This is a genomic window from Streptomyces sp. NBC_01635 (genome assembly GCF_045209715.1).
GTDB lineage: Bacteria > Actinomycetota > Actinomycetes > Streptomycetales > Streptomycetaceae > Streptomyces > Streptomyces hirsutus.
In genome coordinates this window covers 4,531,557-4,557,658 of record NZ_CP109277.1, presented here as the reverse complement: position 1 = coordinate 4,557,658, position 26,102 = coordinate 4,531,557, and the positions used below count along the sequence as shown (strand labels likewise).

Sequence of the window (26,102 nt, the reverse complement as noted above, 5' to 3'; positions counted from 1 at the left end):
CGCAGTAGTTCAGCGGCTTCTGCTCGTAGCCGAGGGCGGCGAGGATGCGGCGGATCATGCCTGGTTCACCTCCCCCTCGACGAAGTGGATGTGGGTGTGGTTGGGCCGGTCGGGGGGCGACGTCTTGTAGATCAACATCCCCTTCTGGGTTTCAGAAGGGGTCACGCTCACGAAGTCGTGACCTGCGCATTCACTGCAAGAGGGGCGGTCCTCCCCCGGTGGGGGAGGGGCGGACGAATCGGACACAGGGCGGCGGGCCGCCCGCCACACCGCCGTCACGCCGACCGCCCACACGGTGAGCACACCGGCCTCCGAGGAGAGCGCGAAGACGACCGCCAGGGCGGCCCCGCCGAGGACGGCCAGCACGCAGGCGCCGGCCGTCCTCGACGGCTCGGGCGCCGTCACAGCGCACCGAACAGGACGGCGCCGACCCAGTTGACGGCCTGGGCGAGCGGGACCGCGGCGAAGCCCGCGATCCCGGCCGACGTGCCGAGGGTGATCCCGCACCAGGCGCCGAGCTTGATCGCGGCCCCGTGGCGGGACTTCTTCACGAGGGCGACCATCACCGCGGTGAGGATGAGGACGACCGCCCCGCCGGTCTGCGTGAGCGGCAGGTAGACCGTGCCGCCCGCCCGCTGCCCGGCGTCCGCGCCGACGCCCCAGACGAGGGCGACGTCGCCGAGCCAGTTGGAGATCCACAGGGCGGTGTCTGCCGTCCAGCCGATCAGGCCGCCGATGCCGAGGACGGTCAGGCAGCCATACGCCCAGGCGAACAGGAACGGGGCGAGGACGGCCGCGTGCCTCGCGGGGTCCTTGGTGAGCTGCTTGGTGCCGGGCCACCAGGTGGTGAGGTAGTAGCCGAGGATGCACAGGCCGACGGTCACGCCGCCGATGGTGACGATCTGCATGACGGGGTCCTTCAGCGGGTGATGGCCACGGCGAGCGCGGCGAAGGTGAGCACGAGGGCGCACGTCCCGGTGACCGGGGGGACGGTGCGGGCGTCGACCAGGGCGAGGCCGAGCAGGGCCGCGAGGGCGGCGAGCGCGAAGACGACGGCGAGGATCATGACCGGTCGCCGACGATCTCTCGGCGCAGTTCTGTTGCCTCGCGGCGCGACAAACTGAGTTCGTCCTGCAGGGTCTTGATGGTCACCGGCCGGTTCGTCGACCTGACCGCTTCCCGGTGCAGCTTCGACGCCTTGCGCCGCAGTTCAGCGGGGGTGAGGGTGACCACCTCGGTGACCACCTGACGGCCGGTCTCGGCGGGTACCGAGGTGGCCACCTCGACCGGCTCGGGGCGGGCGACGACAGGCAGCATGCGGGCGCTGGCCGGGACCACCTCGGGCAGCGGGCGGGCGACCAGGGCGACCGGTTCCGGCTGGTCATCCTCGACCCGCTCGACGGTCACCGGCTCGGTCACCTCGGGGGCCGCCGGCCTCACCTCGGAGAGCCGGTGGACACGCCACAGAACGAGCGGGGCGACCGCCGAGACGGCGACGACGAGGGGCACGGAGACGGGCAGCAGCCCGACTTCCACAAGGTGGCTGGCAGCGTTCACCGCGATCAGCGTGAGCACGACCGCGAGGACGTCGCGGCGGGCCCGCAGGGCGGCGAGGGCGTACACGTCCAGGGCGGCCGGGACGCCGGCGGCGACGTAGGTGCCGAAGCCGCACGCGACGGCCAGCTCGTACTCCGCGCTGGCGAGGACGACGAGGACCGCGGCGAGCGCGGCCCAGAGAAGGGGGTCGCGCTTCACAGGTCACCCCCGCGGGGGCCGCGGGCGTTCAGGCGGGCGTCGTCCAGGTCGACGCTCAGGCAGTCGAGGGCATCCGCGTAGGCGCGCAGCCGGTCGGCGAACTCGTGCGCCTGGTCCGGGCCCATGTCCTCGCTGGCCGACGAGACGCCCATGACGGGCTCCCGGAGGATGCTGCTGAACGGGGCGTGCGTGATCTGGGCGGACAGCATGGTCTCGCCGCCGCCGGGGGCGGGGAAGACGAGTTCCTCCCCCCGGTGCGTGAAGTCGGGCGCGAACGTCCCGCGGGTCTTCTCGTCGGCGTGGTCGGAGACGCACCACTCGGGGCAGGTGACCGTGAGGGTGGCGCCGGGGGCGTCGAGGAGGCGGATCACGTGCACCCGCTCGCCCTCGTTGACCTGCGGCGCATCAACGCGCATCAGGTCCGCATCAGCGGATGCGGGGGAAGGGCCGTCCCAGGTCTGGGCAAAGGCGTCGCGGTGGTCGCCGTTGTGGCCGGCGGGGAGTATGCAGGGGAGGCGGCGGCGACCGGGGCCGGGACGCTCCCAGCCGGTGCGGCGGGCGCCGCACGGGGGCGTGGTGGGCTGTACGTTGTGCTGCATGGCTCGGGTTCCTTGCTGGTGAAGGGTCCGGCCGTAGGCCCCGTGGTCGGTGGTTGGACACCGCCCGGGGCCGCCCCGTTCTCGTACACATTCCGTACACGTGAGAACGGGACTAGCCGGGATTGCTTGGGATCTAGCGGGATGCCAAATCCGCAGGTCAACCGGCCTGTGACTGGATTCATGCAGGTAGCAGAGCTACCCCAAATGCCTTTGCATGGCAGATGTCAGGGGTTCGACTCCCCTAGGCTCCACAAGGGAACCCCTCCCACCTGCGGAAACGCAAATGGGAGGGGTTTTTCGTCGGCCTCTCTCCTGGCCTCGTTCCCCGGCCTCCTGGCCTTGTTTTCCGGCCTCCGGCCTTGTTCCCCGGCCTCCTGGCCTTGTTTTCCGGGCTCCGGACCGGGCTTCCTGCCCTGGCCCGGCCTTCGGGATTCCCGACTTTCCGCCGCCCGGCTCCCGTTCACCGCCCCCGGGGACCTGTTTCACGTGAAACAGCCCGGTGGGGCAGGAGACACTGAACTCTCCTGCCCCACCGGGCTGTTCATGCCGCAGGCGGGCGTGCCGCCGCGCGCGGACAGACCTACGGCTGTTCGTCGCGCTTGGCGGCCTCCTCCTCGGCCTCCTTGGCCCGGACCTCGGGATCGAGCGAGGCCTCGCGGCTGCCGTCCACCGACGCCAGCGTGCCGGACTCCCGGACGTCGGTCGCGGGCGGCGGCTCCACCAGCCAGTCCGGGTTGGCCTGCTTGTCCCACCACTTCCAGGCGGCGAAGGCGCCACCGGCAACGGCGCCCAGGACGACGATCACCTTCGCGGCACGACCGGCCTTCGCGCGACGCTGCTGCTTACGGACCAGCTTCTGGATCTGCTGGGCCGAGACCTGACCGCGCAGTGCGGCCAGCACCGCAGCGCTGCGCGCCGCCGCCTCTTCCTTCGCCGGGCCGGCGGCGGCCCTGGCGTGCTCGAGCCTCGGCCGGGAGTAGTCCGCCGCCTGCTGGGCGGCCTTACGGGTGCGGACGGCGGCCTCATGGGCGGCCAGATCGACCTTCGGCGGCACATGGGTGCGGGCCTGCTCCAGGTACGGCTGGACATGGGTGCCGTACTGGACGAGAGCATGCCCTGCGGCCTGTGTCACCTTGGGCGCCAGCCGTACGCGTGCCTCCTGCGCGTAGTGCGCGGCCTTCACCTTGGCTGTGTCGGCGTAGGGCGCCACCACGTCCGCGGCGTGCAGCACGCTGTCCTTTGCCGAATCAGTCGCGGCGCGCACGCTTTCGATGCGGGTCACGGTTCCTCCTCCTCGGTGGCGTACGTTTTTCGACTGTCCACCCTTTTACGGATCATGCCTCCCGCGTCGGCGCTGGGCATGTGTGGGCGGGCATACGGGTGCCGATGGCATTGATCGAGTGCAATAGCGGATGAATACGGGGGAACAGGAGCTAGTCGTCGACAATGCCACGGATCGTTGCCGAGTGCCCCCGTCGCGGCGGCACTCACCCGGTTTCCGCAAGCTGTTCGGCCCTGTTGCCCTCTGGGAACGGGCGTCGGGCGACTGCGCGCTCCGTCCGTGCGAGGATCAGGGTGTTACGGAAAGACAACGGAAGGCACACCGTGGCTGACCAGCTCTACGCCACCCTGAAGACCAACAACGGCGACATCGAGGTCCGGCTCTTCGCGAACCAGGCACCGATCACCGTCAAGAACTTCGTCGAGCTCGCCAAGGGCGAGCGGGAGTGGACGCACCCGGAGACCGGGGCGAAGTCCACGGCCAAGCTCTACGACGGCACGGTCTTCCACCGGGTGATCAGTGGATTCATGATTCAGGGCGGGGACCCGCTGGGCAACGGCACCGGCGGTCCCGGCTACCAGTTCGAGGACGAGTTCCACCCGGACCTGCGCTTCGACAAGCCCTACCTGCTGGCGATGGCCAACGCCGGTCCGGGTACCAACGGCTCGCAGTTCTTCATCACCGTCTCCCCGACGGCGTGGCTGAACCGCAAGCACACCATTTTCGGCGAGGTCACCGACACCGCGAGCCAGAAGGTCATCGACACCATCGCGGCCGCGCAGACCAACCCGCGCACCGACCGTCCGCTCAATGACGTCGTCATCGAGTCGGTCGAGATCCGCGAGGGCTGAGGACGGCCCTGCCCCCGAGGAGTGCGCAAGCCCCCCAGAGGGAACCAAACGCCCCGCTCATCCGTAAGGATGGGCGGGGCGGGGCTTTTCCACACGACCTAGGGGATCCCATGGACGACCAGGCTGCCAGCAGCCCGCAGGACGCCCGCGGCGTCCTCGTCTGCTATCGCCACCCGGACCGTGAGACCGGCATTCGCTGTACTCGCTGTGAGCGTCCGATCTGCCCCGAGTGCATGATCAGCGCCTCGGTCGGTTTCCAGTGCCCCGAATGCGTCCGCGGCGGCTCGGGCACCGGCCACGCGCCCACGGCCTCCATGCCCCGCACGATCGCGGGCGGCACCATCGCCGCGGACCCCCGACTGGTCACCAAGATCCTCCTCGGGATCAATGCCGCGGTGTTCATCGCGGTGCATGTCTGGTCGTCGCTGCTGGGCCATCTCGTGCTGATCGGGGTCTGGCCCCCGGCGCCGTTCCATCCCACCGAGGGCGTCGCCGAGGGCGAGTGGTACCGCCTGGTCACCTCGATGTTCACGCACGAGGCGATCTGGCACATCGCCTTCAACATGCTCAGTCTGTGGTGGCTCGGCGGCCCGCTCGAGCAAGCCCTCGGCCGGGCCCGCTATCTCGCGCTCTATCTGATCTCGGGCCTGGCGGGCAGCGCCCTGACCTATCTGCTGGCTTCGGGGTCCACGGCCTCGCTCGGTGCCTCCGGCGCCATCTTCGGGCTGTTCGGCGCGACCGCGGTCCTGGTGCGCCGGCTCAACTACGACATGCGGCCGATCATCGCTCTGCTGGTGATCAACTTGATCTTCACCTTCGGCTGGAGCAACATCGCATGGCAGGCCCATATCGGAGGACTTGTCGCCGGTGTCGTGATCGGCTACGCCATGGTCCATGCCCCGCGTGAGCGGCGGGCACTGATCCAGTACGGGACCTGTGCGCTGGTTCTTGCCGTGGTCGTGTCGGTGACCCTGGTGAGGACGGCTCAGCTCGTCTGAGTGCACGTTGTCCACAGCATGTGGCGGATCTTGTGCACACTGTGCGGGAACATCTGTGCCCGTTGTCACTGACCGGAGTTTTCCCAGGTCAGTGGCGTGCGAACAGGTATTCGGTTATTAGTATTTCCGTCATACAGGGGTCAACGCCCGGCGAGGTCCGACGGGTTATCCACAGATCGTCGTTTCTTTTCCCCACGCTGTGGAAACGCCTGTGGATAACTCGGTGGATAGTTCTGCCCAGGGCTGAGAACAGCCCTGCCCGGAGCTGTCGGGCAGCTCCGGGCAGGGCCTGGTCCAGTGGGCGGTGAGCGCTGCGGGGCGCTACTTCCACTGCGTCGAGACGCCGAAGCCGGCGGCGATGAAGCCGAAGCCCACCACGATGTTCCAGTTGCCCAGATCGTCGATGGGCAACTGGCCGTCGGTGACGTAGAACACGACGATCCAGGCCAGGCCGATCAGGAACAGGGCCAGCATCACCGGCGCGACCCAGGCGCGGCTGGTCAGCTTGAGGGCGGTCGTCTGCTTCGCCGCCGCCGGCGGCGTGTAGTCGGCCTTCTTGCGGATACGTGACTTCGGCACGAGGGTCTCTCCTGTCGATGCGCTGCGTGGCCGCGCAGGGAACTGGGTCGGGCTCGGGGTGGTTGGAAGGGGACTCCGAGCGCTCGCCGGGCGTCCGTTAGCGTAGTCCTTCCGTGGCGCTGAAGGAGATAAGGGTACGTTGAGCAATTCTGCCGACTCTCCCGGAACGGAATCCAGCCCTGTCCGCCGACGGGGTTTCCGGCCCGTCCGGATCCTCACCGCGGGTGTCTTCGCCCTCGCGGGTCTGATCTTCTTCACCAGCTTCAACACGGCGAAGGGGACCAACATCCGTACGGACGACTCCCTGCTGAAGCTGTCCGATCTCATCCATGAGCGCAGCCGCAAGAACGGTGAGCTGGAGGAGTCCAACGGAGCCCTGCGGGGGGACGTCGAGTCCCTCGCCGAGCGCGATGCCGGCAGGAGTGCGGCGGAGGACGACGAACTCGCCGGCCTGGAGCGCCGTGCGGGGACGCAGGAGCTCAAGGGCGAGGCCGTCACGGTCACGCTCGACGACGCTCCGCCGGACGCCACCGCCAAGCTTCCCGGCTACCCCGAGCCGGAACCCGACTACCTGGTCATCCACCAGCAGGATCTCCAGGCCGTGGTGAACGCGATGTGGCAGGGCGGTGCCGAGGGCATCAAGGTCATGGACCAGCGGCTGATCTCCACCAGTGCGGTGCGCTGCGTGGGCAACACCCTGATTCTCCAGGGCCGCGTCTACTCACCGCCGTACAAGATCACGGCGGTCGGTGATCCGGAGAAGCTGAAGAACACGCTCGCCGCTTCCCCGTCGATCCAGAACTACATGGTGTACGTCAACGTCTACGGGCTCGGCTGGAAGGTCGAGGACGACGGGCCGGTGACTCTGCCCGGCTACTCGGGCACAGTGGACCTGCACTACGCGAAGCCCGTGGAGTAGCGGCCACGGGGCAGACCCCGGGCCGGGACGGGCTCCGGGGGCGAGGCCGGGAGCCGCCGGTGCGTGTGATCGTCAGGACCGCCAGCGAACTGTGCGTCACCGTCGGCACCCTGATCGTGCTCTTCGTCGTCCACCTCCTCTTCTGGACCGGAGTCAGGGCCGATCAGGTCATGGACGATCAGATCGCCCTCCTCGAGGACCAGTGGGCGAGGGGGAGCGCTCTGCCGGCCGTTACGCCCGCGCCCGGGGCCACCCCGGGTTCCCGTACCGGCGCCGCTTCTGCCGCCCCTGCGGGCTCTCCGAAGCCGAAGCCGTATGTCGCGGGAAAGCCCTTCGCGATCATGTGCATCCCGCGTTTTGGTTTCACGTGGAACAAGCCCGTGCTCGAGGGCACGGAGACCAGCACCCTGAAGAAGGGCCTCGGTCACTACGCGAACACCGCGCAGCTGGGTCGCGAGGGCAACTTCGCCGTCGCCGGCCACCGACGCACCCATGGCGATCCGTTCAAGGATTTTCCCCGGCTCGGACGGGGCGACGCGGTGGTGTTGAGCGATGGGACGACCTGGTTCACGTACCGGATCGACCGGGATCCGTACAAAACCGTGCCCACGGACATCGAGGTGATCGACCCTGTGCCACGTACTTCCGGGTACACGCGTCCGGGTCGCTACCTGACGCTGACGACGTGCGCACCGGAATGGGGGCACAGTCACCGGCTGATCGTCTGGGCCCATCTGGACTCCACGCAGCCCGTGGAGGCCGGGAAACCGGAGGCGTTGCGCCGTTAGTCTGGTGACGTACGGCGTGGGTCTGGTGCCGTGGTGCGACGGAAGGGACGGCATGTACAGCTGGATCTGGCGGCATCTGCCGGGGAACGGATGGGTGAGGGCGCTCATCTCGCTCGTGCTGGTCACCGCTGTGGTCTATGTCCTCTTCCAGTACGTCTTCCCCTGGGCCGAGCCGCTGCTGCCCTTCAACGATGTGACGGTGGACAACCAGTGAGCGCGCGCATTCTCGTCGTCGACAACTACGACAGCTTCGTCTTCAACCTGGTTCAGTACCTGTATCAACTGGGCGCCGAGTGCGAGGTCCTGCGCAACGACGAGGTGTCGACGGCGCATGCACAGGACGGGTTCGACGGTGTGCTGCTGTCCCCGGGGCCCGGCACTCCGGAGCAGGCGGGGGTCTGTGTGGAGATGGTGCGGCACTGTGCGTCGACCGGGGTGCCCGTCTTCGGTGTCTGCCTCGGCATGCAGTCCATGCAGGTGGCCTACGGCGGTGTCGTGGACCGCGCCCCTGAGTTGCTGCACGGGAAGACCTCGCCGGTCGAGCACGGGGGCAAGGGCGTTTTCGCGGGTCTGCCGTCGCCGTTCACGGCGACGCGCTACCACTCGCTGGCCGCCGAGCCGGCCACCGTACCGGAGGAGCTGGAAGTGACGGCCCGGACGCCGGACGGCATCGTGATGGGTCTGCGTCACCGTGAACTGCGCGTCGAGGGTGTGCAGTTCCACCCCGAGTCGGTGCTCACCGAGCACGGCCACCGGATGCTGGCCAACTGGCTGGTGGAGTGCGGGGACGAGGCAGCGGTGGCGAGATCGGCGGGGCTCGCCCCGGTGGTGGGCAGGTCGCCGGCGTGACCGCCCTGCGCCCCGAGCGCGAGTCCGGCGCCGGACACGGGGAGCCCTTCACGGAGGGCTTCTCGTACGGCACCGGCGGCGAGCAGGGGACCTCGTACGGGCAGCAGCAGCCGTACGGGGCCCCCGGCACGCTCGGGGGCGGCGACTGGTACGACACCACCCAGCAGGGCGCCTACTCCTACGGCGGCGCGGGCTCGGCCGGCAACAGCGCTGCCGGGGCCGACGACAGCACCGCGTATCTGCCGCCCGTCGACGAACACGCGTACCTGCCGCCCGTCGACGAGGAGACGGTAGCGCTGCGGATCCCCGATCCGCCGCCGCAGCGCGGGCAGCGCACGCAGAGTACGGACGGCACGGGGTACACGACGGGCACGGGCGGTACCGCGGCGTACGGGGCGAACGGGGCGCGCACGGAGCCCCCGGCGGCTTCCGGGGGCCGGGCGGAGCGCAGGAAGGCCGCCAAGAAGCGTCACGGGCGCCGTGGCGGCGCGAGCAGCCCCTCCGAGGGCCACGATGCCCCGCAGGGCCGCAGCGCGCCTCAGGCGCCGCTCTCGCGCGTGGAAGCACGGCGGCGGGCCCGGGAGCGGAAGGTCAGCCCCGTCGTCGTCGCGAGCCGGGGCATCGGTGAGGTGTTCATCACCTGCGGTGTGCTGATGCTGCTGTTCGTGACGTACCAGCTGTGGTGGACGAATGTGCGGGCGCAGGCACAGGCCGGCCAGGAGGCCAGCGATCTCCAGAAGGACTGGGCCAACGGCAAGCGCAATCCAGGAGTGTTCGAGCCGGGTCAGGGTTTCGCGCTGCTGCACATCCCGAAGCTGGACGTGGTCGTGCCGATCGCCGAGGGCATCGACAGCAAGAAGGTGCTCGACCGGGGCATGGTGGGCCACTACGCGGAGGGGGCCCTGAAGACGGCGATGCCGAACGACAAGAAGGGCAACTTCGGGGTGGCGGGGCACCGCAACACGCACGGGGAGCCGTTCCGGTACATCAACCGGCTGGAGCAGGGCGACCCGATCGTCGTGGAGACGCAGGACACGTACTTCGTCTACAAGATGGAGTCGATCCTGCCGGTGACGCCGCCGAGCAACGTGAGCGTCCTCGAGCCCGTCCCGAAGGGATCGGGCTTCACCGGACCGGGCCGCTACATCACGCTGACCACGTGCACGCCGGAGTTCACCAGCAAGTACCGCATGATCGTCTGGGGCAAGATGGACGAGGAACGGCCGCGCAGCAAGGGCAAGCCGGATGCGCTCGTCAGGTAAGGGCAGAGGAAACGTGGCAGCGACCGCCGACGACACCGAAGAGCACACCGCCAGGTCCGCGTCACCGTCGCCTCCGGCCCGTCGCCGTATGGGGCCGGGCGCGATGCTGGTCAGCGCCCTCGGGGAACTCCTCATCACCGCGGGCCTGGTGCTCGGCCTGTTCGTCGTCTACTCCCTGTGGTGGACGAACGTGCTCGCCGACCGCGCCGCGGACAAGCAGGCGGACAAGGTGCGGGACAACTGGGCCCAGGGGCCCGGTGCCGGTACCGGTGACGGTCCCGCCTCCTTCGACAGCAAGAGCGGCATCGGTTTCCTGCACGTGCCCGCGATGGGGGGCGACGACATCCTGATCGAGAAGGGCACCACGATGAAGGTGCTCAACGACGGCGTCGCCGGCTACTACACCGACCCGGTGAAGGCGACCCTGCCGACGTCCGGCAAGAAGGGCAACTTCTCGCTGGCCGCGCACCGGGACGGCCACGGGGCCAAGTTCCACGACATCCACAAGATAAAGGACGGCGACCCGATCGTCTTCGAGACGAAGGACACCTGGTACGTCTACAAGACCTACGCGATCCTTCCCGAGACCTCGAAGTACAACGTGGACGTCCTCGCGAAGGTCCCCGAGGAGTCCGGCCGCAAGAAGGCCGGCCGCTACATCACCCTGACGACCTGCACGCCGGTGTACACCAGCAAGTACCGCTACATCGTCTGGGGCGAGCTGGTCCGCACGGAGAAGGTCGACGAGGACCGGACGCCGCCGAAGGAACTGCGCTGAGGCGATCGGGGCCCTTGAGGGGCCTCGGTCCACTAACCTGACGGAGGCCCGAAGCCGCAACTTCCTCTTGCGGCTTCGGGCCTCCGCGATCCGTCGTTGCTGCTGTTACCGCAGAGCCTTGAGACGAACTCCCGCGGTCCAGGCCTCCACTTCTTCCCGATTGACCGTGACGACTCCGGTCAGGTCGGCGATCGCCTGCGACTCGTGGCTGAAGTCGCAGGTGGCGACGAAGAGCGCGAGGTCCACACGGTCGATGGCACGCGCCGCGCCCGCGAACTTCTGCAGGTCGGCACTGGGCACTGTCCGGCGGCCGGACCGGTTCTTGCACTGGACGGCCACGGTCCGCCCGTCCGCGGCGCGGCCGGTGATGTCGATGCCCCTGTCGCTGCGGGCCTGCCGCACGACGACATCGGTGCAGCCGTCGCGCCGCAGCAGGGCGGCGACGTGCTGTTCGAACGCCTGCCAGGTCATCGCCTTGAGCGTCGACCTGACGTTCTCCGCGGGGGCCTCTCCTTCCAGGGTGGCCAGGCGCTTGTGGTGCCAGCACATCCTGCGCTCGACGTTCTCGATGTCCTCACGGAGTTCGATGAGCTCGCGGCGGTGCTCACCGGATGCGGCGATCAGGGCGTTGAACATCGGCACGACCGTCTTGCCGAGGACGTGGGTGATGCGCTGATCGATGCGTGTATCGAGGGAGGCGAAGTCCGCAGCGACAAGGTTTTCCACAGGCTGTGTGCGGGCCAGATACTCCGTGTCGAGCAGATACACACGCACCTGACGTGCCACGTCGCTGTCCCGGAGCAGCATGGCGACGTTGAGGACGGCGCGACGGGGGAAGAGGGCCAGGGAAGGCGTCCGTGACTGGATACCACTGAGTTGCTTGAAGTCACTCAGTTCTGTCCCGGACAGAACTCGGTACCCGCTCGCCTCCAACTCTGGGCGGTGGTCGTGCACGAGGGCGCGGATGGTCTCCACCATGGCGCCGAAGTAGGCCGCCACCATCGCTGTCGTCACGTGCATCCCGTCCGGCAGCAAGGACAGGGCCTTCACCCTGTCCAGAACCTCAGTGCGGCCCAGGACGCCGCTGCGCAGCGTTTTGGATTCCAGCAGAACTGATTCCTTGAGCACCCGATGCTCCTTGTGGTGTCGTGGTCAGGGCAGACCGGATGACCCGCCCCACTCGATCAACGAGCTGTGGCACGCGAAGGCACGAGCGAAGCGAGGACACGCGTTCAGGCAGGGTCCATGAAAGAGCCCCGGCCCCTCCGAAGAGGGGCCGGGGCTCGGTCGTGTCCGGGTGTCCGAAGGTGTCAGTCCCTGTTGCCGGTGAGGCCGCCGAGGAAGCCTCCGCCGTTGTCGCCTCCGCCGTTGTCGCCCTGTTGCTGGTTGATGGCGATGAGGGTGACCTTGTCGCCCTTCTTGACTTCCTGGCCCTCGGGCGGGTTGCTCTGGAACACCGTGGCGGTGTCCTCCTGAGCGCCCTGGATGCTTTCGAGCTCCAGGCCGGCCTGGGCAAGGATCTGCTTGGCCTGGGCGACGGTGATCTCGGTGACCTTCGGCATCGCGAACTTCTCGTTCGCCGGCGCCTTGGCGATCTTGATGGTGACCGTGCTGCCCCGGTCGACGTCCGTGCCCGGGCTGAGGCTCTGCTCGAAGACCGTTCCTTCGGCCTGGGCCGTCGACTCCTCCTCCGTCTGGGTTCCGAGCACCAGGCCCTTCGACTCCAGCAGTGCCTTGGCCGCGTCGGGGGTCCTGCCCAGGAGGTTGGGCACGGTCACCTGGGATACCTCCCTGGCGACGGTGAGGGTGATGGTGGTTCCCTTTTCACGGGTGGTTCCGCCCTCGGGATCCTGGGAAAGCACGGTGTCCGGTGTGTCACTGGACTCCTGGCTCTTCTTCTCGGTCTCGAAGCCCTTCTCCTTCAGGGACTTCTCCGCATCGGCGAAGCTGAGGCCCTTGACATCCGGAACCTCGACCTTGGGCGCCCCGGTGGACACCACTAGGTTGACGGTGGACTCCTTCTCGACGCTGGTGCCCTCAGCGGGATCCTGGTCGCAGATGTTTCCCTTGGCCTGGTTCTCGCAGGGTTCCTCGGTGAACTTCGGGACCAGGTCGACGTTGGCGGCCTGTTCCTTGGCGGCTTCCTTCGTGAGGCCGCGGAAGTTCGGGGCTTTGACGGTGTCGTTGCCCACGCCTCCGTCGCCGGAGAAGGCCAAGCGGCCGATCAGGATGGCGCCGACCAGGACCAGGACACCCGCCGCGACCAGCAGGATCGTCGAGGTGTTGTTCTTCTTCTGCTGGCGGCGCCGGCCGGGGCGGTCGTCGTAGCCGTAGCCGCCGTCGTCCGGGTTCATGGGGGGCAGCATCGACGTCGCGGCGCCTGAGTCCGAGCGCAGGGCGGTCGTCGGCTGGTCGTTGGGGTAGCCGCCGTAGCCGGCCGCGCCCATCGCGGCGGTGGCGGCGACGGGCTGGCCGTCGAGGTAGGCCTCGATGTCGACCCGCATCTCGTCGGCCGACTGGTAGCGGTAGTCGGGGTCCTTGACGAGCGCCTTCAGCGTGATCGCGTCTATCTCGGGCGTGACCTCGGGGTCGAAGACGCTCGGCGCCTGCGGTTCCTCCCGGACGTGCTGGTAGGCGACCGCCACCGGGGAGTCGCCGACGAACGGCGGGCGGACGGTGAGGAGTTCGTACAGCAGACAGCCGGTGGAGTACAGGTCGGAGCGGGCGTCGACCTGCTCGCCTTTGGCCTGCTCGGGCGAGAGGTACTGCGCGGTGCCGATGACCGCCGAGGTCTGGGTCATCGTCATGCCGGAGTCGCCCATGGCGCGGGCGATGCCGAAGTCCATGACCTTGACCTGGCCGTTGCGCGTCAGCATGACGTTCGCGGGCTTGATGTCGCGGTGGACGATGCCGGCCCGGTGCGAGTACTCCAGGGCCTGGAGGATGCCGATGGTCATCTCCAGTGTCCGCTCCGGCAGCAGCTTGCGGCCGCTGTGCAGGAGTTCACGGAGCGTGGAGCCGTCGACGTACTCCATGACGATGTACGGGATGGAGACCCCGTCGATGTAGTCCTCGCCCGTGTCGTAGACCGCGACGATCGCGGGATGGTTGAGCGAGGCGGCCGACTGGGCCTCCCGGCGGAACCGGGCCTGGAAGGACGGGTCGCGCGCGAGGTCGGCGCGGAGCGTCTTCACTGCAACGGTACGGCCGAGGCGGGTGTCATGGGCGAGGTAGACCTCCGCCATGCCACCGCGGCCGAGCACGTGGCCCAGTTCGTACCGGCCGCCGAGGCGACGCGGCTCTTCCATAGCTAACTACCAGCCCTCTCCGTCGGTCCCGGCCGGCACGTTCGTGCGGCCGGAGACTGCCGTCCGGGCCTACCGTACCCGGCTCGCTTTGTGTGACCTGGCCAAGTACCGCAGCCGATACAGGACCGGTACCGCAACGTGCACCGATGGGAAGCGGACGTGAGCGGCGTCACTGCCTGCCCTTGACGACCGCCTCCATCACGCTCTTCGCGATGGGGGCCGCGAGGCCACCGCCGGAGATGTCGCCACGCACGGCGTCGTCGTCCTCGATGATCACGGCGACGGCCACCGGCGAGCTGCCGTCCTCGCCCTTGGCGTAGGAGATGAACCACGCGTAGGGGTTCTCGCTGTTGTCCACACCGTGCTGGGCGGTACCGGTCTTACCGCCGACGGTGACACCGTCGATCTTGGCTTTGCCACCGGTGCCCTCGGAGACGACGGTCTCCATCATCGACTGGAGGATCTGGGCGTTCTCCGCCGACATCGGCTTGCTCAGTTCCTCCGGGTCCGTCTTCTCGATGGTGTCGAGGCTGGGGGCCTGGAGTTCGTCGACCATGTACGGCTTCATCAGGGTGCCGTTGTTGGCGATGGCGGCGGTGACCATGGCCATCTGCAGCGGGGTGGTGGCGGTGTTGAACTGGCCGATGGAGGAGAGCGCGGTCTCCGAGGGCTCCATGTCGTCGGAGAAGACCGAGGCGCTGGAGCGGACCGGGGTGAACTGCTCCTCGGTGAAACCGAACTTCTTGGCGTACTCGAGCATCGTGTCGTTGCCGAGGTCGGCGCCGATCTTGCCGAAGACGGTGTTGCAGGAGACCTTGAGCGCATCGCGCAGGGAGGCGTCCTCGCAGGGGAGGTCGCCGTCGTTCGGCAGCTCGGTCGTGGTGCCCGGCATGGTCCACGGCAGCGGCGTGTCCGTCTTCTCGTCCGCGCTCTTGTACAGCCCCTCCTCCAGGGCGGCGGCCGCGGTGAGGACCTTGAAGGTGGAGCCGGGCGGGTAGACCTCGCGCAGCGCCCGGTTCAGCGTCGGATCGGCGGGGTTTTCCTTCTTCTGCAGCTTCTGCCACGCCTCGGCGTCCTTGTCGCTGTTGCCGGCGAACACGGACGGGTCGTAGGAGGGGAAGGAGGCCAGTGCCAGGATCTTGCCGGTGGACGGCTCGATCGCGACGACGGAGCCCTTGCCGCCCCGCTGCTTCAGGCCGTTGTAGGCGGCCTTCTGCGCGGCGCCGTTGAGGGTGGTGACGACATTGCCGCCCTCCTTGTTCTTGCCCGTCAGCATGTCGAGCGTGTTGCGGAAGAACAGGCGGTCGTCGTTGCCGGTGAGGATGCCGTCCTCGATGGACTCCAGCTGGTTGGCGCCGAAGGCCTGCGAGGCGTAGCCGGTGACCGGCGCCCACATCGGGCCGTCCTTGTAGGTGCGCTTGTACTCGAAGTCGCTGCCCGACGTCTCCTTGGAACCGGTGATCGGCTTGCCGTCGACGATGATGTCTCCGCGCGGCTGCTCGTAGCGCTCGATGGCGATGCGCCGGTTGTGCTTGTTCTTCTGCAGCTCGTCCGCCTGGACGTACTGGATCCAGTTGCCGCGGATCAGGAGGGCGAGGACGAGGAACCCACAGAAGATGGCGATGCGGCGCAGGGGCTTGTTCACGGTCGGACCACCTGAGTCATCTCGGCGTCTGGGTTGCTGGCGGGCGCGGGGGCGGGGCGACGGGCGGTGTCACTGATGCGGAGCAGGATGCCGACCAGGGCCCAGTTGGCGATGACCGACGAGCCACCGGCGGCGAGGAACGGCATCGTCATACCCGTCAGCGGGATGAGCCCCATGACGCCGCCGGCCACCACGAAGACCTGCAGGGCGAAGGCGCCGGACAGACCGATCGCGAACAGCTTGCCGAAGGGGTCACGCGCTGCCAGGGCAGTCCGTACACCGCGCTCGATGATCAGCCCGTAGAGCAGGAAGATGGCCATGACGCCGGCCAGGCCGAGTTCCTCGCCGAAGGTGGAGAAGACGAAGTCGGAGTTGGCGGCGAAGCCGATCAGATCGGAGTTGCCCTGCCCGAGGCCGGTGCCGACGACGCCGCCGGATCCGAACGACATGATCGACTGGCCGATCTGCTCACAGGCGCCGGAGGTCTGGTAGCAGCCGAACGGGTCCAGCCAGGCGTCGACGCGGGCCTGGACGTGGCTGGCGAACGAGGCCACGCCCACGGCGCCGACGGAGGACATCAGCAGACCGATCACGATCCAGCTCGTCCGCTCCGTGGCGACGTACAGCATGATCACGAACATGCCGAAGAACAGCAGCGAGGTACCGAGGTCGTTCTCGAAGATGAGGATGAGCAGGCTGACGGCCCAGATGGTGATGATGGGTCCGAGGTCCCGGCCGCGGGGCAGGTACAGGCCCATGAAGCGGCGGCTGGCCAGGGCCAGTGCGTCCCGCTTCACCATCAGGTAGCCGGAGAAGAAGATCGCGATGATGATCTTGGCGAACTCGCCGGGCTGGATGGAGAAACCGGCGACGCTGATCCAGATCTTGGCGCCGAACACGTCGGCACCGACTCCGGGCACCAGCGGCAGCAGCAGCAGGACCAGTGCCCCCACCATCGAGATGTAGGTGTACCGCTGGAGAATCCGGTGGTCCTTCAGGAAGACGAGTACCGCCACGAACAGAGCCAGTCCGACGGCCGAGTACAGCAGCTGGTTCGGCGCCGACGGGCTGAACACCCCGTACTGGCGCTCCGCCAGGTTCTGCAACCGCTCGGACTGGTCCAGCCGCCAGATCACGACCAGCCCGAGACCGTTCAGCAACGTTGCGAGAGGCAGCAGCAGGGGGTCGGCGTAGGCGGCGAACTTCCGCATCACGAGGTGTCCGACCGCCGCCATCAAGCCGAGCCCCAGCCCGTAGGCGAGCAGCCCGGAGGGGACGGAGCCGTCGATGGCCAGGCCGACGTTGGCGTAGGCGAAGACCGGGATGACGACGGCGAAGGCGAGCAGCGCGAGCTCGGTGTTGCGCCGGCTCGGCGCCCCGATCGCACCGATCGTGGACGTGTGCTGCGCCGATGGGTTGGTTGTACTGCTCATCGTGTGACAGGGCCTCTCACGGCTTGCCTACTGCTTACCGCACAGCGAGACGACCTTCTGCTCCTCCTCCGAGAGGCTGGGGCCGGGGCTGGGAGTAGGTGCGGACGGGGGCGTGGACTTCTGCGGTGCCTCGGTCGTGCCCGAGGGGGTCGGCGTCGGCGAGGCCTTGGACGTGAAGGAGGCGGGTGTGGTTCCCGTGGTGCCTCCGGCCTCGCCCTCGCCGGTCTTGGCGTTGTTCTTGCTGTCGGCGGTGCGGCGTTCGGCTTCCTTCCTGCACGCGGAGGCCTGGACCGCGAGTTCGTCGATCTTCGACCGGGCGCCGTGCAGGTCGCCGTCGGCGATGGTCGCCTCGACCAGCTTCCGCTGGTAGGGCGGCAGGTACTTGAGTTCGATCTCGGGGTGGTCCTTCTCGACCTTCGAGAGCGAGACCCAGGCCAGGTCCTGGCTGATGCCCTGGTAGAGCGCAACGTGTTCGCCGTTGGTGCCGACGTAGTACTGGGTCTGCGTCCAGCGCCAGCCGCTGTACACGCCGCCGCCGATGACGGCGAGGGTGAGCAGACTGAAGAAGGAGCGTTTGAGCCACCGGCGGTTCTTGCGGGGCTTGACGAAGTCGCCCTCGGCGTAGTCGAAGCCGTCGGTCTGGATGAAGCCGGTGACGTCGCCGCTGCCGGGCGGGCCGAACTCGCCCCCGCCGCCCTGGCCGCGCCTGCGGCCGAGTCCGGCGGCACGGCCGGCCGGGGTCTGCATGGCGTTGTTGTCGTTCGGCTGGTTCTGGTTCTCGGCGACGGCACCGACCACGACCGGGGTGTCGGACAGCTGGCCGGCCAGGGTGTCACCGGTGTCGAGGTCGAGGACGTCGGCGATGATCACGGTGATGTTGTCCGGGCCGCCGCCGCGCAGCGCCAGCTCGATCAGGGTCTGCACGGTGTCCTCGGGGCCCTGGTAGCCGGCGAGGGCCTCTTCCAGGGTCTGGTGGGAGACCACGCCGGACAGGCCGTCGGAGCAGATCAGATACCGGTCGCCCGCCCGGACCTCGCGGATCGACAGGTCGGGTTCGACGTGCTCGCCGCTGCCGAGGGCCCGCATGAGCAGGGACCGCTGCGGGTGGGTGGTCGCCTCTTCCTCGGTGATCCGGCCCTCGTCCACCAGCCGCTGCACCCAGGTGTGGTCCTGGGTGATCTGGGTGAGGACGCCGTCGCGCAGCAGGTAGGCCCTGGAGTCGCCGACGTGGACCATGCCGAGGCGCTGGCCGGTCCACAGTAGCGCGGTCAGGGTGGTGCCCATGCCCTCGAGCTGGGGGTCCTCCTCGACCATCATGCGCAGCTGGTCGTTGGCGCGCTGCACGGCCGAGCCGAGGGAGGTGAGCAGGTCGGAGCCGGGGACGTCGTCGTCGAGCGAGACGATGGTGGAGATGGCCTCGGAGGAGGCGACCTCGCCGGCCGCGGCGCCGCCCATGCCGTCGGCGATGGCGAGCAGGCGGGGACCGGCGTAACCGGAGTCCTCGTTGCCCTCCCGGATCATTCCCTTGTGCGATCCGGCGGCGAAGCGCAGGGACAGACTCATGCGCACCTCGCCCGTCGGCTCCGGGTACAGCCGGTCGTGTCGAGCCACACTGCCCACCCTCCGGTCGGGAGCGCGCCGGGGCCCGGGGTGGGGGCCCCCACTGCGTGCTCGCTCCGCTCGCTCATTGTCGTACTACTTCCGCAGCTCGATGACGGTCTTGCCGATGCGGATCGGTGAACCCGGCCCGATCGGTGTGGGGGTCGTCAGCCTGGACCGGTCCAGATAGGTGCCGTTCGTGGAACCCAGGTCCTCGACGATCCACTGGCCGTCGCGGTCCGGGTAGATCCGGGCATGGCGGCTGGAGGCGTAGTCGTCGTCCAGCACGATGGTGCTGTCGTGCGCCCGGCCCAGCGTGATGGTCTGGCCCTGGAGCGCGACGGTGGTGCCCGTGAGGATGCCCTCGGTCACGACCAGTTTGGTGGGGGCGTTGCGGCCGCGGCGGCCACCCCCCGACTGCTGGCGCTGCGGCGGTGGTGCCTGCCGGGCACCCTGTTGCGGCCGGGCGGTCTCCCGGCGCGCTCCGCGCTGGGTGACCCGTGTGCCGAACAGGTCGCTGCGGATGACCTGCACGGCCACGATCACGAACAGCCACAGAACGGCTAGAAAACCCAGCCGCATGACCGTGAGGGTCAGCTCTGACATTGCCCCCGCTTCACCCTTCGGCTTGCCGGTAAATGATGGTGGTGCTGCCCACGACGATCCGCGAGCCGTCGCGGAGCGTAGCGCGGGTGGTGTGCTGTCCGTCCACCACGATGCCGTTGGTGGATCCGAGATCCTGGATCGTCGAGGGCGTTCCGGTCCGGATCTCGCAGTGCCGGCGGGAGACGCCGGGGTCGTCGATCCGCACGTCGGCCTCGGTGCTGCGGCCCATGACGAGCGTGGCGTCGGAGATCTGGTGGCGGTTGCCGTTGATCTCGATCCAGTACCGGGTGCGCCCGGCGGACGCGGGTGCGGCGGGGGGCCCCTGGGCGGCCGAGGGCTGCGGGTAGCCGTAACCGCCGGGCCGGCCGCCGGGCGGCGCGGCCGGCATGGGCGGGGCGCCCGTGGGTCCGGCCGGCGGGTAGCCGTAGCCGCCGGGGCCGCCGGCGGGCGGGCCGCCCGTGCCGGGCCCGGCGGGGCCGGGGCCCGTGGGGCCCGCCTGGCTGCTGGAGGAGGCGAGCGTACGGCTGCGCACCCGGTACAGGCCGGTGTCGAGGTCGTCCGCCTTCTCCAGGTGCACCTTGATGGGGCCCATGAAGGTGTAGCGCTGCTGCTTGGCGTAGTCGCGCACCATGCCGGCGAGTTCGTCGCCGAGCTGCCCGGAGTACGGGCTGAGCCGCTCGAAGTCGGGGGTGCTCAACTCAACGATGAAGTCGTTGGGGACAACGGTGCGATCGCGGTTCCAGATGGTCGCGTTGTTGTCGCACTCCCGCTGGAGCGCTCCCGCGATCTCCACGGGCTGCACCTCGGACTTGAACACCTTGGCAAAGGTGCCGTTGACCAGGCCTTCGAGTCGCTGCTCGAACTTCTTCAGGACTCCCATGTGGCACCTCCTCCGGCGTTGCCGTCCTGTGTACTGCCCTGTCTTCTGCTGCGTCTACCGCGTCTACTGCCCGGTGCACTGTTCCGTGCACCGCATAACTGGTACTGCTTACTGATCGTATCCACGCCTCGGTCGATCGGCTGGTTCCCCCTACCGCCCGGACCGACGGGTGTCGATGCCTGACGGCGTTCCCTTCGGGGCTCGCCTTCGAACTCCTTCGGCCGTGCTCGTGCGAGCCCTCTGCCATGGATCGTAGAGGGGGCCGCAGACCAGTGTCCCGCACCCGGCTGTGGACTCTGCCCGGCACCTGGGGAGAAGGGTGCTACCGGTACGAGGTTGATACGTGAAGCAGTTCTCATCGGTTCTCGTCGGTTCTCGTGGGCAGGTGTCCGGTGGCCTTCGGTACGTGTTCGGCCGGTACGACGGGAGCGATACGGGGCGATACGGGACGGGCCGGTGCGACGGTGCTGTTGATCTTCTGTGACTGTTCGAGGGCGGCCGGTGGGCGGCTTGTGGGCTGCTCATGGGCCCTCATGGGCGACGGCGCTACTCAACGCGGGTGGGTGCCGGGGCGGGTGGAAAGGGATGTGAGTCCACCCCCACCAGCGTGCTAATGTTCAGGAGTCGAAAGGCGCCGAACCCCAACGGGGAAGAGCCTGACGGCACACCCAATGCGCGGGTGGCGGAATAGGCAGACGCGCTGGATTCAGGTTCCAGTGCCCGCAAGGGCGTGGGGGTTCAACTCCCCCCTCGCGCACACCGTCGAACGGGCGGCATCTCTCACGGATGCCGCCCGTTTCGCATGCCCGGGCTCGGGACGGGGCGGGTCGAGGGTGCGGTGGTGCGGGAACCGAAGCGGTAATGAGCCTGGAACGTGTGAGGAACATCTCATGATCCTTTTGGGTGTCCGGTGACCGTACGTGCGGACTTCGGTGCTTTCCGCAGTCGAGCAAGGACTGAGGGGCGGCAGGGGGCCCCGACGGTGCGGCGGCGTGATGCCGTGGCCTGTGGGGGTGGCATCGCATGGCTGTCGCAGGAGTCAATCCGACGGGTCGGTTTGGTCTCCGGGGTGGTGGGAGCGCACGGGGGCGCGGGTGCGGTGCAGAGGGCAGAGAGGCCGGGGTCGGGCCGGGGCCGGGGCAAACGCGAGTGCGGCGGCCGTGGTGGGGAGTCGCTCAGGGAGTGGTGACGAACGACCGGTACCAGGGGGCTGCGTGGGGGAAGGCGTGGAGGAAGGGCTTGCCCGGGGAGCAGTCCAGGCCGTCCCAGAAGGTGTCGTCCCTGAACCAGTGGTCCACGGTGAGCATGCCGAGGTGGTGCAGGGCGCGCGGGGAGCCGGCGGCCCGTGCGTAGGCGGTCGGGACGTCGACCTCCGTTCCCTCGCCGGGCTGTTCCACCTGGGTGCAGACGGCCGCGAGCAGCTCCGACGCGGGCACCGGGTCCGGGTGGTTGACGTAGTGGACGCCAGGTTCGTGCACCGGGGAGAGCGCCGCGGCGACGGCCGCGCGGCCCAGGGTGTCGACGTCGATCATCGAGTGCAGGGCTCCGCAGCCCGCCACGGTCGCCGACAACTCCCTCAGGAGTCCCACCAGTCCGGGGACCACCCAGCGGTCGCCCGCGCCGTACACCAGGTGGGGTCGCAGCACCAGGCCGCCCCTTTCGAGGACGTGTCGTTCGGCCGCGGCGCGGGCGCGGCTGGCGGCGGAGGCGGGGGCGACGGGCGCCTCGCCGGGCCGTACGCCGCGGAAGGGGCCCCTGCCGTGGACGGCGGCGGTGCTCACGTACAGGATGCGGCGCACCCCGCTGCGTACCGCCTCCTCCAGCAGGGCCTTCGTGCCCCGGTCGTTGACCGTCGCGACGGATTCCGGGTCACCGGTGATGCGCGAGGCGCAGTGGACGAGGACATCGACGCCGTCGCAACTGCCGTGCAGGGAGGCCGGGTCGGCGAGGTCGCCGGGAACGGTCCCGGCGGACGGGAGTGCGCCCAGGGAGGGGTCCGCTTGCGTCGCTTCGGGCCGTGCGCTCCCGGAGGGTGTACGGCGGGAAAGCAACCGGACGCAGGCGTACGGGTGTTGGCGGGCGGCGGCGGCGACCCGGCTGCCGATGAAGCCGGTGCCGCCCGTGACCAGGAGGTTCACCGTCATGTCAGCGACCGCACCGGGGGCGGGGCCGGGGTCGGCCCCGGGGTCCGGCGGTGGGGTGCCGAGGTGAGGGAGACGGTGAAGACGGGTTCGTCGTTCTGCAGGCCGAAGACCCGTACGGTCACCTCGTCTCCGTCGCCGTGGTCTCCCCTGTCGGGGCTGCCGGCTTCAGCACCTGCCCCACCCTTGTCGAGGACCTCGGTTTCGAGGAGGCAGGGGCGGTCCAGTTCGGTGTAGCGGCTGAAGGAGGAGGCAAGGTCGGAGGGAAGGAAGACGCGTCCGCCGGTTGCCGCTGTCGCCGCTTGGCGGGCCGCCTCGAACAGAACCATGCCGGGGACGTGGTCGTTGGGCCGGGCGAAGAGGACGGGGTGACCGGTGTCGACGCGCAGGAGCCAGGTGCCGGGTCGGTCCGAGCGGGAGAGGACGACGTCCTCCGCACGGCGGCGGCCGACCAGTTCGTGAGGGACGGGAGGGGAGGGGGATATCGCGGTGCCCGGACCGGCCAGCTGTCCGGCTCGCAGGCGGCGGTAAGCGGCCGGCGAGGTGCAGCCCATGCCGCCGGTGCCCCGGGCGACGAGCCGTCCCGCGCGGTGGAACTCCATGACGGTCCGCATACTGCTCAGACCGCGGCCCCGGCGGCGTACCCCGGAGCAGACGACGTCGACGGTGACCGGCTCCGCGGCATCCGCGAGCAGGAGTTCGGAGGGGGCGGTGGAGATTCCCAGGTCCCCCATGACGAAGTGGGTGTCGAGGGGAGCGCCGAACTCGGCATGGGCGAGGGCCATCGTGGTCTGGCGCAGCGTCTCGGCGATGATCATCGGATCCTGGTGGAGGTCGTCCACCGGGCCGAAGAAGGAGTGGTCGGCGGGCCAGTACGCGGTGACGCGGAAGCCGAATTCGGACCGGCGGACCCATTCCGTCGGGAAGATGTCCGCCGCACGGGTCCGGTGGGCGAGTTCCGCGGTGACCCGGGTGACGGTGGGTGCTCCGGCGGCCTGTCCGATGGTGGTCGCGGGCGCGCTCCGCTGTCCGGTTCGATCCCCCGTGGGCGTGCTTGTGGCACCTGACTGCGGCATGAGGAACCCTCCGGATAGAAGGCCTGGCTCCGGTCGACTTCGCACTAAGATACGGACGAGCCGGTTTTTTTCAAGGGTGATCCACACCGTTGGAGACGAGCCCACAAGCCCACGTGCCCGCACGGCATCGTGGTACGGCGGTATGCCGACCGCACGGCTACCGCATGGCTACTTCACGGCGATCCACGAGATCCACGGAGATCAGGAGGCACCCGATGGCGCGACAGGAGCGCGCGATCCGCACACGGCGGACCATTCTGGACGCGGCCGCGGCCGTCTTCGACGAACGCGGTTACACCTCGGCGACCATCGGCGAGATTCTGGGCCGGGCCGGAGTGACCAAGGGCGCGCTGTACTTCCACTTCGGCTCCAAGGAGGAGCTGGCGCTCGGCATTTTCGAGGAGCAGTTGGCGGTTACCCTGCCGCCCCAGTCCAGCAAACTCCAGGAACTCGTCGACTCCGGTCTGGTGCTGGCTCTGCGGTTGTGCACGGACCCGCTGGTGCGCGCCAGTGTCGGACTGGCCCTGGACCAGGGAGCGTTGGGACTGGACCGGACTCCGGCGTTCCGGATGTGGATCGACCAGACCACCCGGACCCTGGCCGAGGCGAAGGCGAGGGGCGAGCTGCTGCCGCACGTCGAGGTGACGGAGACGGCGGAACTGCTGGTCGCGAGCTTTTCGGGAGTGCAGCTCCTCTCCCAACTGCGTTGTCAGCGGCAGGACCTGGAGCACCGGGTCGTGGTGCTGTTCCAGCACATGCTGCCGGGCATCGCGGTCCCGGCGGTGCTGGCCCGGCTGGACATCTCGGCGGACCGCGGCCGACGGGCCCTCGAGGCGGGGCGACTGGAACCGGCCACGGGGAATGTGACCACCGGGGCAGAAGCGGGATAACGGGACAGCAGGACAGGCGTGGCAGGCGGTAGCCGTGGCTCGGACGATGGGGTGGACGGTGGTCGCGGGGCGGGTGGTGGCAGGGGTGCGGGTGGGTGACGAAGTCGTCCACGGTCCCGGAGTTGTCCACAGGGCCTGACGCATTTCGGCCACCGGGTTGTACGGTCGGCACGGTTGATGTCATGGCCTGCGCCGACGCCCGTGTCGACGTCGAGGCGGGCCGACGGCCGGTGGCCGTTCGTGTGCGGCGCGGCCGACGTGGGTGTACGGGCGTACGTGTGGGCGTACAGGGGGAGGCGGTTGTGGTGACCGAGACGGGTGCCGGCGGGGCCGGGACGGGCAGGACGGCGGAGCAGGCGGAGCCGGGCCTCGCTGCCGGTGAGGTACGGCGGTTGCCGCGCGTAACGGGCTTCGCGGCGTGGCCGCCCGAGGGCTCGGCCAAGGCGGACGGCAAGGCTCTGCGCCGACTGGTGCCGCGCGGGGCGCACTCCGCTCTCGACCTGGATCCCTCCCGCCCCGACGCGGTCAGTGCGGTCGAGGAGTCCAGCCGTGGCCGGCTGCCCGAGCTGACGCCGATACGGGTGGGCAGGATGGCGGCGACACCGTTCGCCTTCCTGCGCGGATCGGCGGGCCTGATGGGCCACGACCTGGCCCGCACTCCCATGACGCGGATCCGCGCGCAGCTCTGCGGCGACGCGCACGCGGCGAACTTCGGTCTGTACGGCGACGCGCGCGGTGGGCTGGTCATCGACCTCAACGACTTCGACGAGACGGTGTGGGGCCCCTGGGAGTGGGACCTCAAGCGGCTCGCCACCTCGCTGGTGCTCGCGGGACGGGAGGTCGGCGCGGACGAGGACACCTGCCGCAAGGCCGCCCGCGACACGGTGGGCGCCTACCGTCGCACGATGCGGCTGCTGGCCGGGATGCCGGTGCTGGACGCGTGGAACGCCATCGCCGACGAGGAGCTGGTCTCCCACACCGACGCGCACGATCTGCTCGGCACGCTGGAGCGGGTCTACGCGAAGGCCCGCGCCAACACCAGCGGCCGTTTCGCGGCCAAGTCCACCGAGGCGACGGAGGACGGCGGGCGTCGCTTCGTCGACGCCGCGCCGGTGCTGCGTCGCGTCCCCGACGCCGAGGCCCTGGCGGTGGCCTCCTCCCTGGAGGAGTACGTCGGCACCCTCCAGCCCGACCGGCTTCCGCTGCTGGCCCGGCACGCGGTGCAGGACGTGGCGTTCCGTGTCGTCGGCACGGGCAGCGTGGGCACCCGCTCGTACGTCGTGCTGCTCCTCGACCACCAGGGTGAGCCCCTTGTCCTCCAGGTGAAGGAGGCCCGCGCCTCGGCGTTGGTGCCGCATCTGCTGACGGCCGGCTTCGACGTCCCCGACGCCGACCACGAGGGCCGGCGCGTGGTCCTGGGCCAGAAGCGGATGCAGGTGGTCAGCGACAACCTGCTGGGCTGGACGACCGTCGAGGGGCGGCCCTACCAGGTACGGCAGTTCCGCAACCGCAAGGGCAGCGTCGACCCCACGGCCCTGTCCGCCGACCAGGTCGACGACTACGCCCGGATGACCGGCGCCCTCCTGGCCCGCGCCCACTCCCACAGCGCCGACCCCCGCCTGATCGCGGGCTACTGCGGCAAGAACGACGAACTCGACGAGGCGATGGGCGACTTCGCCTTCCGTTACGCCGACCGCACGGAGGCGGACCACGCGGACCTGGTGGCAGCGGTCCGCTCGGGCCGGATCGCGGCGGAGATGGGGGTCTGAGCACTGCTTCACTTCTTCCGGAGGCTCTCCGCCGGCCGGGTGGAGAGCCCGGTCGGTCGGCTCCCGGGGGCAGAGCGGGCGGCCTCGGGAAGCAG

General features: G+C 69.3%; 26 protein-coding genes and 1 tRNA gene. 11 read left to right on the top strand and 16 right to left on the bottom strand.

The window, feature by feature from the left end; genetic code table 11:
• Positions 1–54: 54 nt before the first annotated feature.
• The 6 genes from OHB56_RS21205 to OHB56_RS21180 all read right to left on the bottom strand — a co-directional run bounded on the left by OHB56_RS21205 (position 55) and on the right by OHB56_RS21180 (position 3,636).
• Complete coding sequence (locus OHB56_RS21205; RefSeq protein ID WP_406355025.1) at positions 55–405, bottom strand: hypothetical protein; 351 nt, start codon at positions 403–405, stop codon at positions 55–57.
• A complete protein-coding gene (locus OHB56_RS21200) occupies positions 402–908 on the bottom strand; it encodes a hypothetical protein (protein ID WP_406355024.1) in 507 nt (168 codons plus the stop codon). Before OHB56_RS21200 ends, OHB56_RS21205 begins: the two co-directional genes overlap by 4 nt.
• A gap of 11 nt (positions 909–919) precedes the next feature.
• Positions 920–1,066, bottom strand: coding sequence for a hypothetical protein (locus tag OHB56_RS21195; protein ID WP_406355023.1), 147 nt, complete (start codon positions 1,064–1,066; stop codon positions 920–922).
• Positions 1,063–1,755, bottom strand: a complete 693-nt coding sequence (locus OHB56_RS21190) for a hypothetical protein (protein WP_406355021.1) — start codon at positions 1,753–1,755, stop codon at positions 1,063–1,065. Before OHB56_RS21190 ends, OHB56_RS21195 begins: the two co-directional genes overlap by 4 nt.
• Positions 1,752–2,354 (bottom strand): DUF6907 domain-containing protein, encoded by a 603-nt coding sequence (locus OHB56_RS21185; RefSeq protein WP_406355019.1) that lies wholly within the window; start codon positions 2,352–2,354, stop codon positions 1,752–1,754. Before OHB56_RS21185 ends, OHB56_RS21190 begins: the two co-directional genes overlap by 4 nt.
• A 580-nt stretch (positions 2,355–2,934) precedes the next feature.
• Entirely contained in the window at positions 2,935–3,636 is a 702-nt protein-coding gene (locus OHB56_RS21180) for a DUF5324 family protein (protein WP_326753709.1), read from the bottom strand.
• 323 nt (positions 3,637–3,959) lie between these two features.
• Here OHB56_RS21180 and OHB56_RS21175 point away from each other — a divergent pair, with 323 nt between their 5' ends.
• Both OHB56_RS21175 and OHB56_RS21170 read left to right on the top strand, forming a co-directional pair.
• A complete protein-coding gene (locus OHB56_RS21175; protein WP_406355017.1) occupies positions 3,960–4,487 on the top strand; it encodes a peptidylprolyl isomerase in 528 nt (175 codons plus the stop codon).
• 110 nt (positions 4,488–4,597) lie between these two features.
• The gene (locus OHB56_RS21170; RefSeq protein WP_326753708.1) at positions 4,598–5,485 is read left to right on the top strand and encodes a rhomboid family intramembrane serine protease; all 888 of its coding nucleotides are present in this window, start codon (positions 4,598–4,600) and stop codon (positions 5,483–5,485) included.
• 321 nt (positions 5,486–5,806) lie between these two features.
• Here OHB56_RS21170 and crgA read toward each other — a convergent pair whose 3' ends face one another.
• A complete protein-coding gene (crgA, locus tag OHB56_RS21165; RefSeq protein WP_326753707.1) occupies positions 5,807–6,064 on the bottom strand; it encodes a cell division protein CrgA in 258 nt (85 codons plus the stop codon).
• Between the two features lie 139 nt (positions 6,065–6,203).
• On the opposite strand from crgA, the gene OHB56_RS21160 reads away from it, so the two are divergent.
• Genes OHB56_RS21160 through OHB56_RS21135 form a run of 6 tightly spaced genes read left to right on the top strand, consistent with a single transcriptional unit; the run spans position 6,204 to position 10,660 of the window.
• The gene (locus OHB56_RS21160; protein ID WP_326753706.1) at positions 6,204–6,983 is read left to right on the top strand and encodes a DUF881 domain-containing protein; all 780 of its coding nucleotides are present in this window, start codon (positions 6,204–6,206) and stop codon (positions 6,981–6,983) included.
• A 59-nt stretch (positions 6,984–7,042) separates the two neighbouring features.
• Entirely contained in the window at positions 7,043–7,771 is a 729-nt protein-coding gene (locus OHB56_RS21155; protein ID WP_406355014.1) for a class E sortase, read from the top strand.
• Between the two features lie 52 nt (positions 7,772–7,823).
• Positions 7,824–7,985, top strand: a complete 162-nt coding sequence (locus tag OHB56_RS21150) for a hypothetical protein (protein ID WP_326753704.1) — start codon at positions 7,824–7,826, stop codon at positions 7,983–7,985.
• Positions 7,982–8,620 (top strand): aminodeoxychorismate/anthranilate synthase component II, encoded by a 639-nt coding sequence (locus OHB56_RS21145; protein WP_326753703.1) that lies wholly within the window; start codon positions 7,982–7,984, stop codon positions 8,618–8,620. Before OHB56_RS21150 ends, OHB56_RS21145 begins: the two co-directional genes overlap by 4 nt.
• On the top strand, positions 8,617–9,882 hold the full coding sequence (locus OHB56_RS21140) for a class E sortase (RefSeq protein WP_406355012.1): 1,266 nt from the start codon (positions 8,617–8,619) through the stop codon (positions 9,880–9,882). The genes OHB56_RS21145 and OHB56_RS21140 overlap by 4 nt, the downstream gene beginning before the upstream one ends.
• Positions 9,883–9,895: 13 nt before the next feature.
• Positions 9,896–10,660: a class E sortase gene (locus OHB56_RS21135; RefSeq protein WP_326753701.1), complete on the top strand. Its 765-nt coding sequence runs from the start codon at positions 9,896–9,898 to the stop codon at positions 10,658–10,660.
• A 105-nt stretch (positions 10,661–10,765) separates the two neighbouring features.
• On the opposite strand, the gene OHB56_RS21130 is transcribed toward OHB56_RS21135, so the two are convergent.
• The 7 genes from OHB56_RS21130 to OHB56_RS21100 all read right to left on the bottom strand — a co-directional run bounded on the left by OHB56_RS21130 (position 10,766) and on the right by OHB56_RS21100 (position 20,131).
• Positions 10,766–11,788, bottom strand: coding sequence for a restriction endonuclease (locus OHB56_RS21130; protein WP_406355010.1), 1,023 nt, complete (start codon positions 11,786–11,788; stop codon positions 10,766–10,768).
• 182 nt (positions 11,789–11,970) lie between these two features.
• A complete protein-coding gene (gene pknB / locus OHB56_RS21125) occupies positions 11,971–13,968 on the bottom strand; it encodes a Stk1 family PASTA domain-containing Ser/Thr kinase (protein ID WP_406355008.1) in 1,998 nt (665 codons plus the stop codon).
• A gap of 169 nt (positions 13,969–14,137) precedes the next feature.
• Positions 14,138–15,613 carry a penicillin-binding protein 2 gene (locus OHB56_RS21120; protein ID WP_326753698.1) on the bottom strand — a complete coding sequence of 492 codons (1,476 nt, stop codon included), beginning with the start codon at positions 15,611–15,613 and terminating at the stop codon, positions 14,138–14,140.
• Positions 15,610–17,046 (bottom strand): FtsW/RodA/SpoVE family cell cycle protein, encoded by a 1,437-nt coding sequence (locus OHB56_RS21115; RefSeq protein WP_055594775.1) that lies wholly within the window; start codon positions 17,044–17,046, stop codon positions 15,610–15,612. Before OHB56_RS21115 ends, OHB56_RS21120 begins: the two co-directional genes overlap by 4 nt.
• 27 nt (positions 17,047–17,073) lie before the next feature.
• Positions 17,074–18,609, bottom strand: coding sequence for a Stp1/IreP family PP2C-type Ser/Thr phosphatase (locus tag OHB56_RS21110; RefSeq protein WP_326757078.1), 1,536 nt, complete (start codon positions 18,607–18,609; stop codon positions 17,074–17,076).
• A gap of 132 nt (positions 18,610–18,741) precedes the next feature.
• Positions 18,742–19,251, bottom strand: coding sequence for an FHA domain-containing protein (locus OHB56_RS21105; RefSeq protein ID WP_055594776.1), 510 nt, complete (start codon positions 19,249–19,251; stop codon positions 18,742–18,744).
• Between the two features lie 10 nt (positions 19,252–19,261).
• Positions 19,262–20,131 carry a DUF3662 and FHA domain-containing protein gene (locus tag OHB56_RS21100; protein ID WP_326753697.1) on the bottom strand — a complete coding sequence of 290 codons (870 nt, stop codon included), beginning with the start codon at positions 20,129–20,131 and terminating at the stop codon, positions 19,262–19,264.
• Between the two features lie 673 nt (positions 20,132–20,804).
• On the opposite strand from OHB56_RS21100, the gene OHB56_RS21095 reads away from it, so the two are divergent.
• A tRNA-Leu gene (locus OHB56_RS21095) sits at positions 20,805–20,888 on the top strand.
• 418 nt (positions 20,889–21,306) lie between these two features.
• Here OHB56_RS21095 and OHB56_RS21090 read toward each other — a convergent pair.
• Both OHB56_RS21090 and OHB56_RS21085 read right to left on the bottom strand, forming a co-directional pair.
• Positions 21,307–22,275 carry an NAD-dependent epimerase/dehydratase family protein gene (locus OHB56_RS21090; protein ID WP_406355005.1) on the bottom strand — a complete coding sequence of 323 codons (969 nt, stop codon included), beginning with the start codon at positions 22,273–22,275 and terminating at the stop codon, positions 21,307–21,309.
• Positions 22,272–23,348: a ScbA/BarX family gamma-butyrolactone biosynthesis protein gene (locus OHB56_RS21085; RefSeq protein WP_406355004.1), complete on the bottom strand. Its 1,077-nt coding sequence runs from the start codon at positions 23,346–23,348 to the stop codon at positions 22,272–22,274. The genes OHB56_RS21090 and OHB56_RS21085 overlap by 4 nt, the downstream gene beginning before the upstream one ends.
• Before the next feature lie 215 nt (positions 23,349–23,563).
• Here OHB56_RS21085 and OHB56_RS21080 point away from each other — a divergent pair, with 215 nt between their 5' ends.
• Positions 23,564–24,238, top strand: a complete 675-nt coding sequence (locus OHB56_RS21080; protein ID WP_055597397.1) for a ScbR family autoregulator-binding transcription factor — start codon at positions 23,564–23,566, stop codon at positions 24,236–24,238.
• 305 nt (positions 24,239–24,543) lie between these two features.
• Positions 24,544–26,007 (top strand): DUF2252 domain-containing protein, encoded by a 1,464-nt coding sequence (locus OHB56_RS21075; RefSeq protein ID WP_406355001.1) that lies wholly within the window; start codon positions 24,544–24,546, stop codon positions 26,005–26,007.
• Positions 26,008–26,102 lie beyond the last annotated feature (95 nt).

Excerpts from the sequence above, each read along its gene's own strand:
- OHB56_RS21195 (WP_406355023.1), bottom strand. The coding sequence starts at position 1,066 with ATGATCCTCGCCGTCGTCTTCGCGCTCGCCGCCCTCGCGGCCCTGCTC.
- OHB56_RS21080 (WP_055597397.1), top strand. The coding sequence starts at position 23,564 with ATGGCGCGACAGGAGCGCGCGATCCGCACACGGCGGACCATTCTGGAC.
- OHB56_RS21090 (WP_406355005.1), bottom strand. The coding sequence starts at position 22,275 with ATGACGGTGAACCTCCTGGTCACGGGCGGCACCGGCTTCATCGGCAGC.
- OHB56_RS21105 (WP_055594776.1), bottom strand. The coding sequence starts at position 19,251 with ATGTCAGAGCTGACCCTCACGGTCATGCGGCTGGGTTTTCTAGCCGTT.
- OHB56_RS21085 (WP_406355004.1), bottom strand. The coding sequence starts at position 23,348 with ATGCCGCAGTCAGGTGCCACAAGCACGCCCACGGGGGATCGAACCGGA.
- OHB56_RS21200 (WP_406355024.1), bottom strand. The coding sequence starts at position 908 with ATGCAGATCGTCACCATCGGCGGCGTGACCGTCGGCCTGTGCATCCTC.
- OHB56_RS21170 (WP_326753708.1), top strand. The coding sequence starts at position 4,598 with ATGGACGACCAGGCTGCCAGCAGCCCGCAGGACGCCCGCGGCGTCCTC.
- OHB56_RS21100 (WP_326753697.1), bottom strand. The coding sequence starts at position 20,131 with ATGGGAGTCCTGAAGAAGTTCGAGCAGCGACTCGAAGGCCTGGTCAAC.
- OHB56_RS21110 (WP_326757078.1), bottom strand. The coding sequence starts at position 18,609 with ATGAGTCTGTCCCTGCGCTTCGCCGCCGGATCGCACAAGGGAATGATC.
- OHB56_RS21185 (WP_406355019.1), bottom strand. The coding sequence starts at position 2,354 with ATGCAGCACAACGTACAGCCCACCACGCCCCCGTGCGGCGCCCGCCGC.
- pknB (WP_406355008.1), bottom strand. The coding sequence starts at position 13,968 with ATGGAAGAGCCGCGTCGCCTCGGCGGCCGGTACGAACTGGGCCACGTG.
- OHB56_RS21150 (WP_326753704.1), top strand. The coding sequence starts at position 7,824 with ATGTACAGCTGGATCTGGCGGCATCTGCCGGGGAACGGATGGGTGAGG.
- OHB56_RS21115 (WP_055594775.1), bottom strand. The coding sequence starts at position 17,046 with ATGAGCAGTACAACCAACCCATCGGCGCAGCACACGTCCACGATCGGT.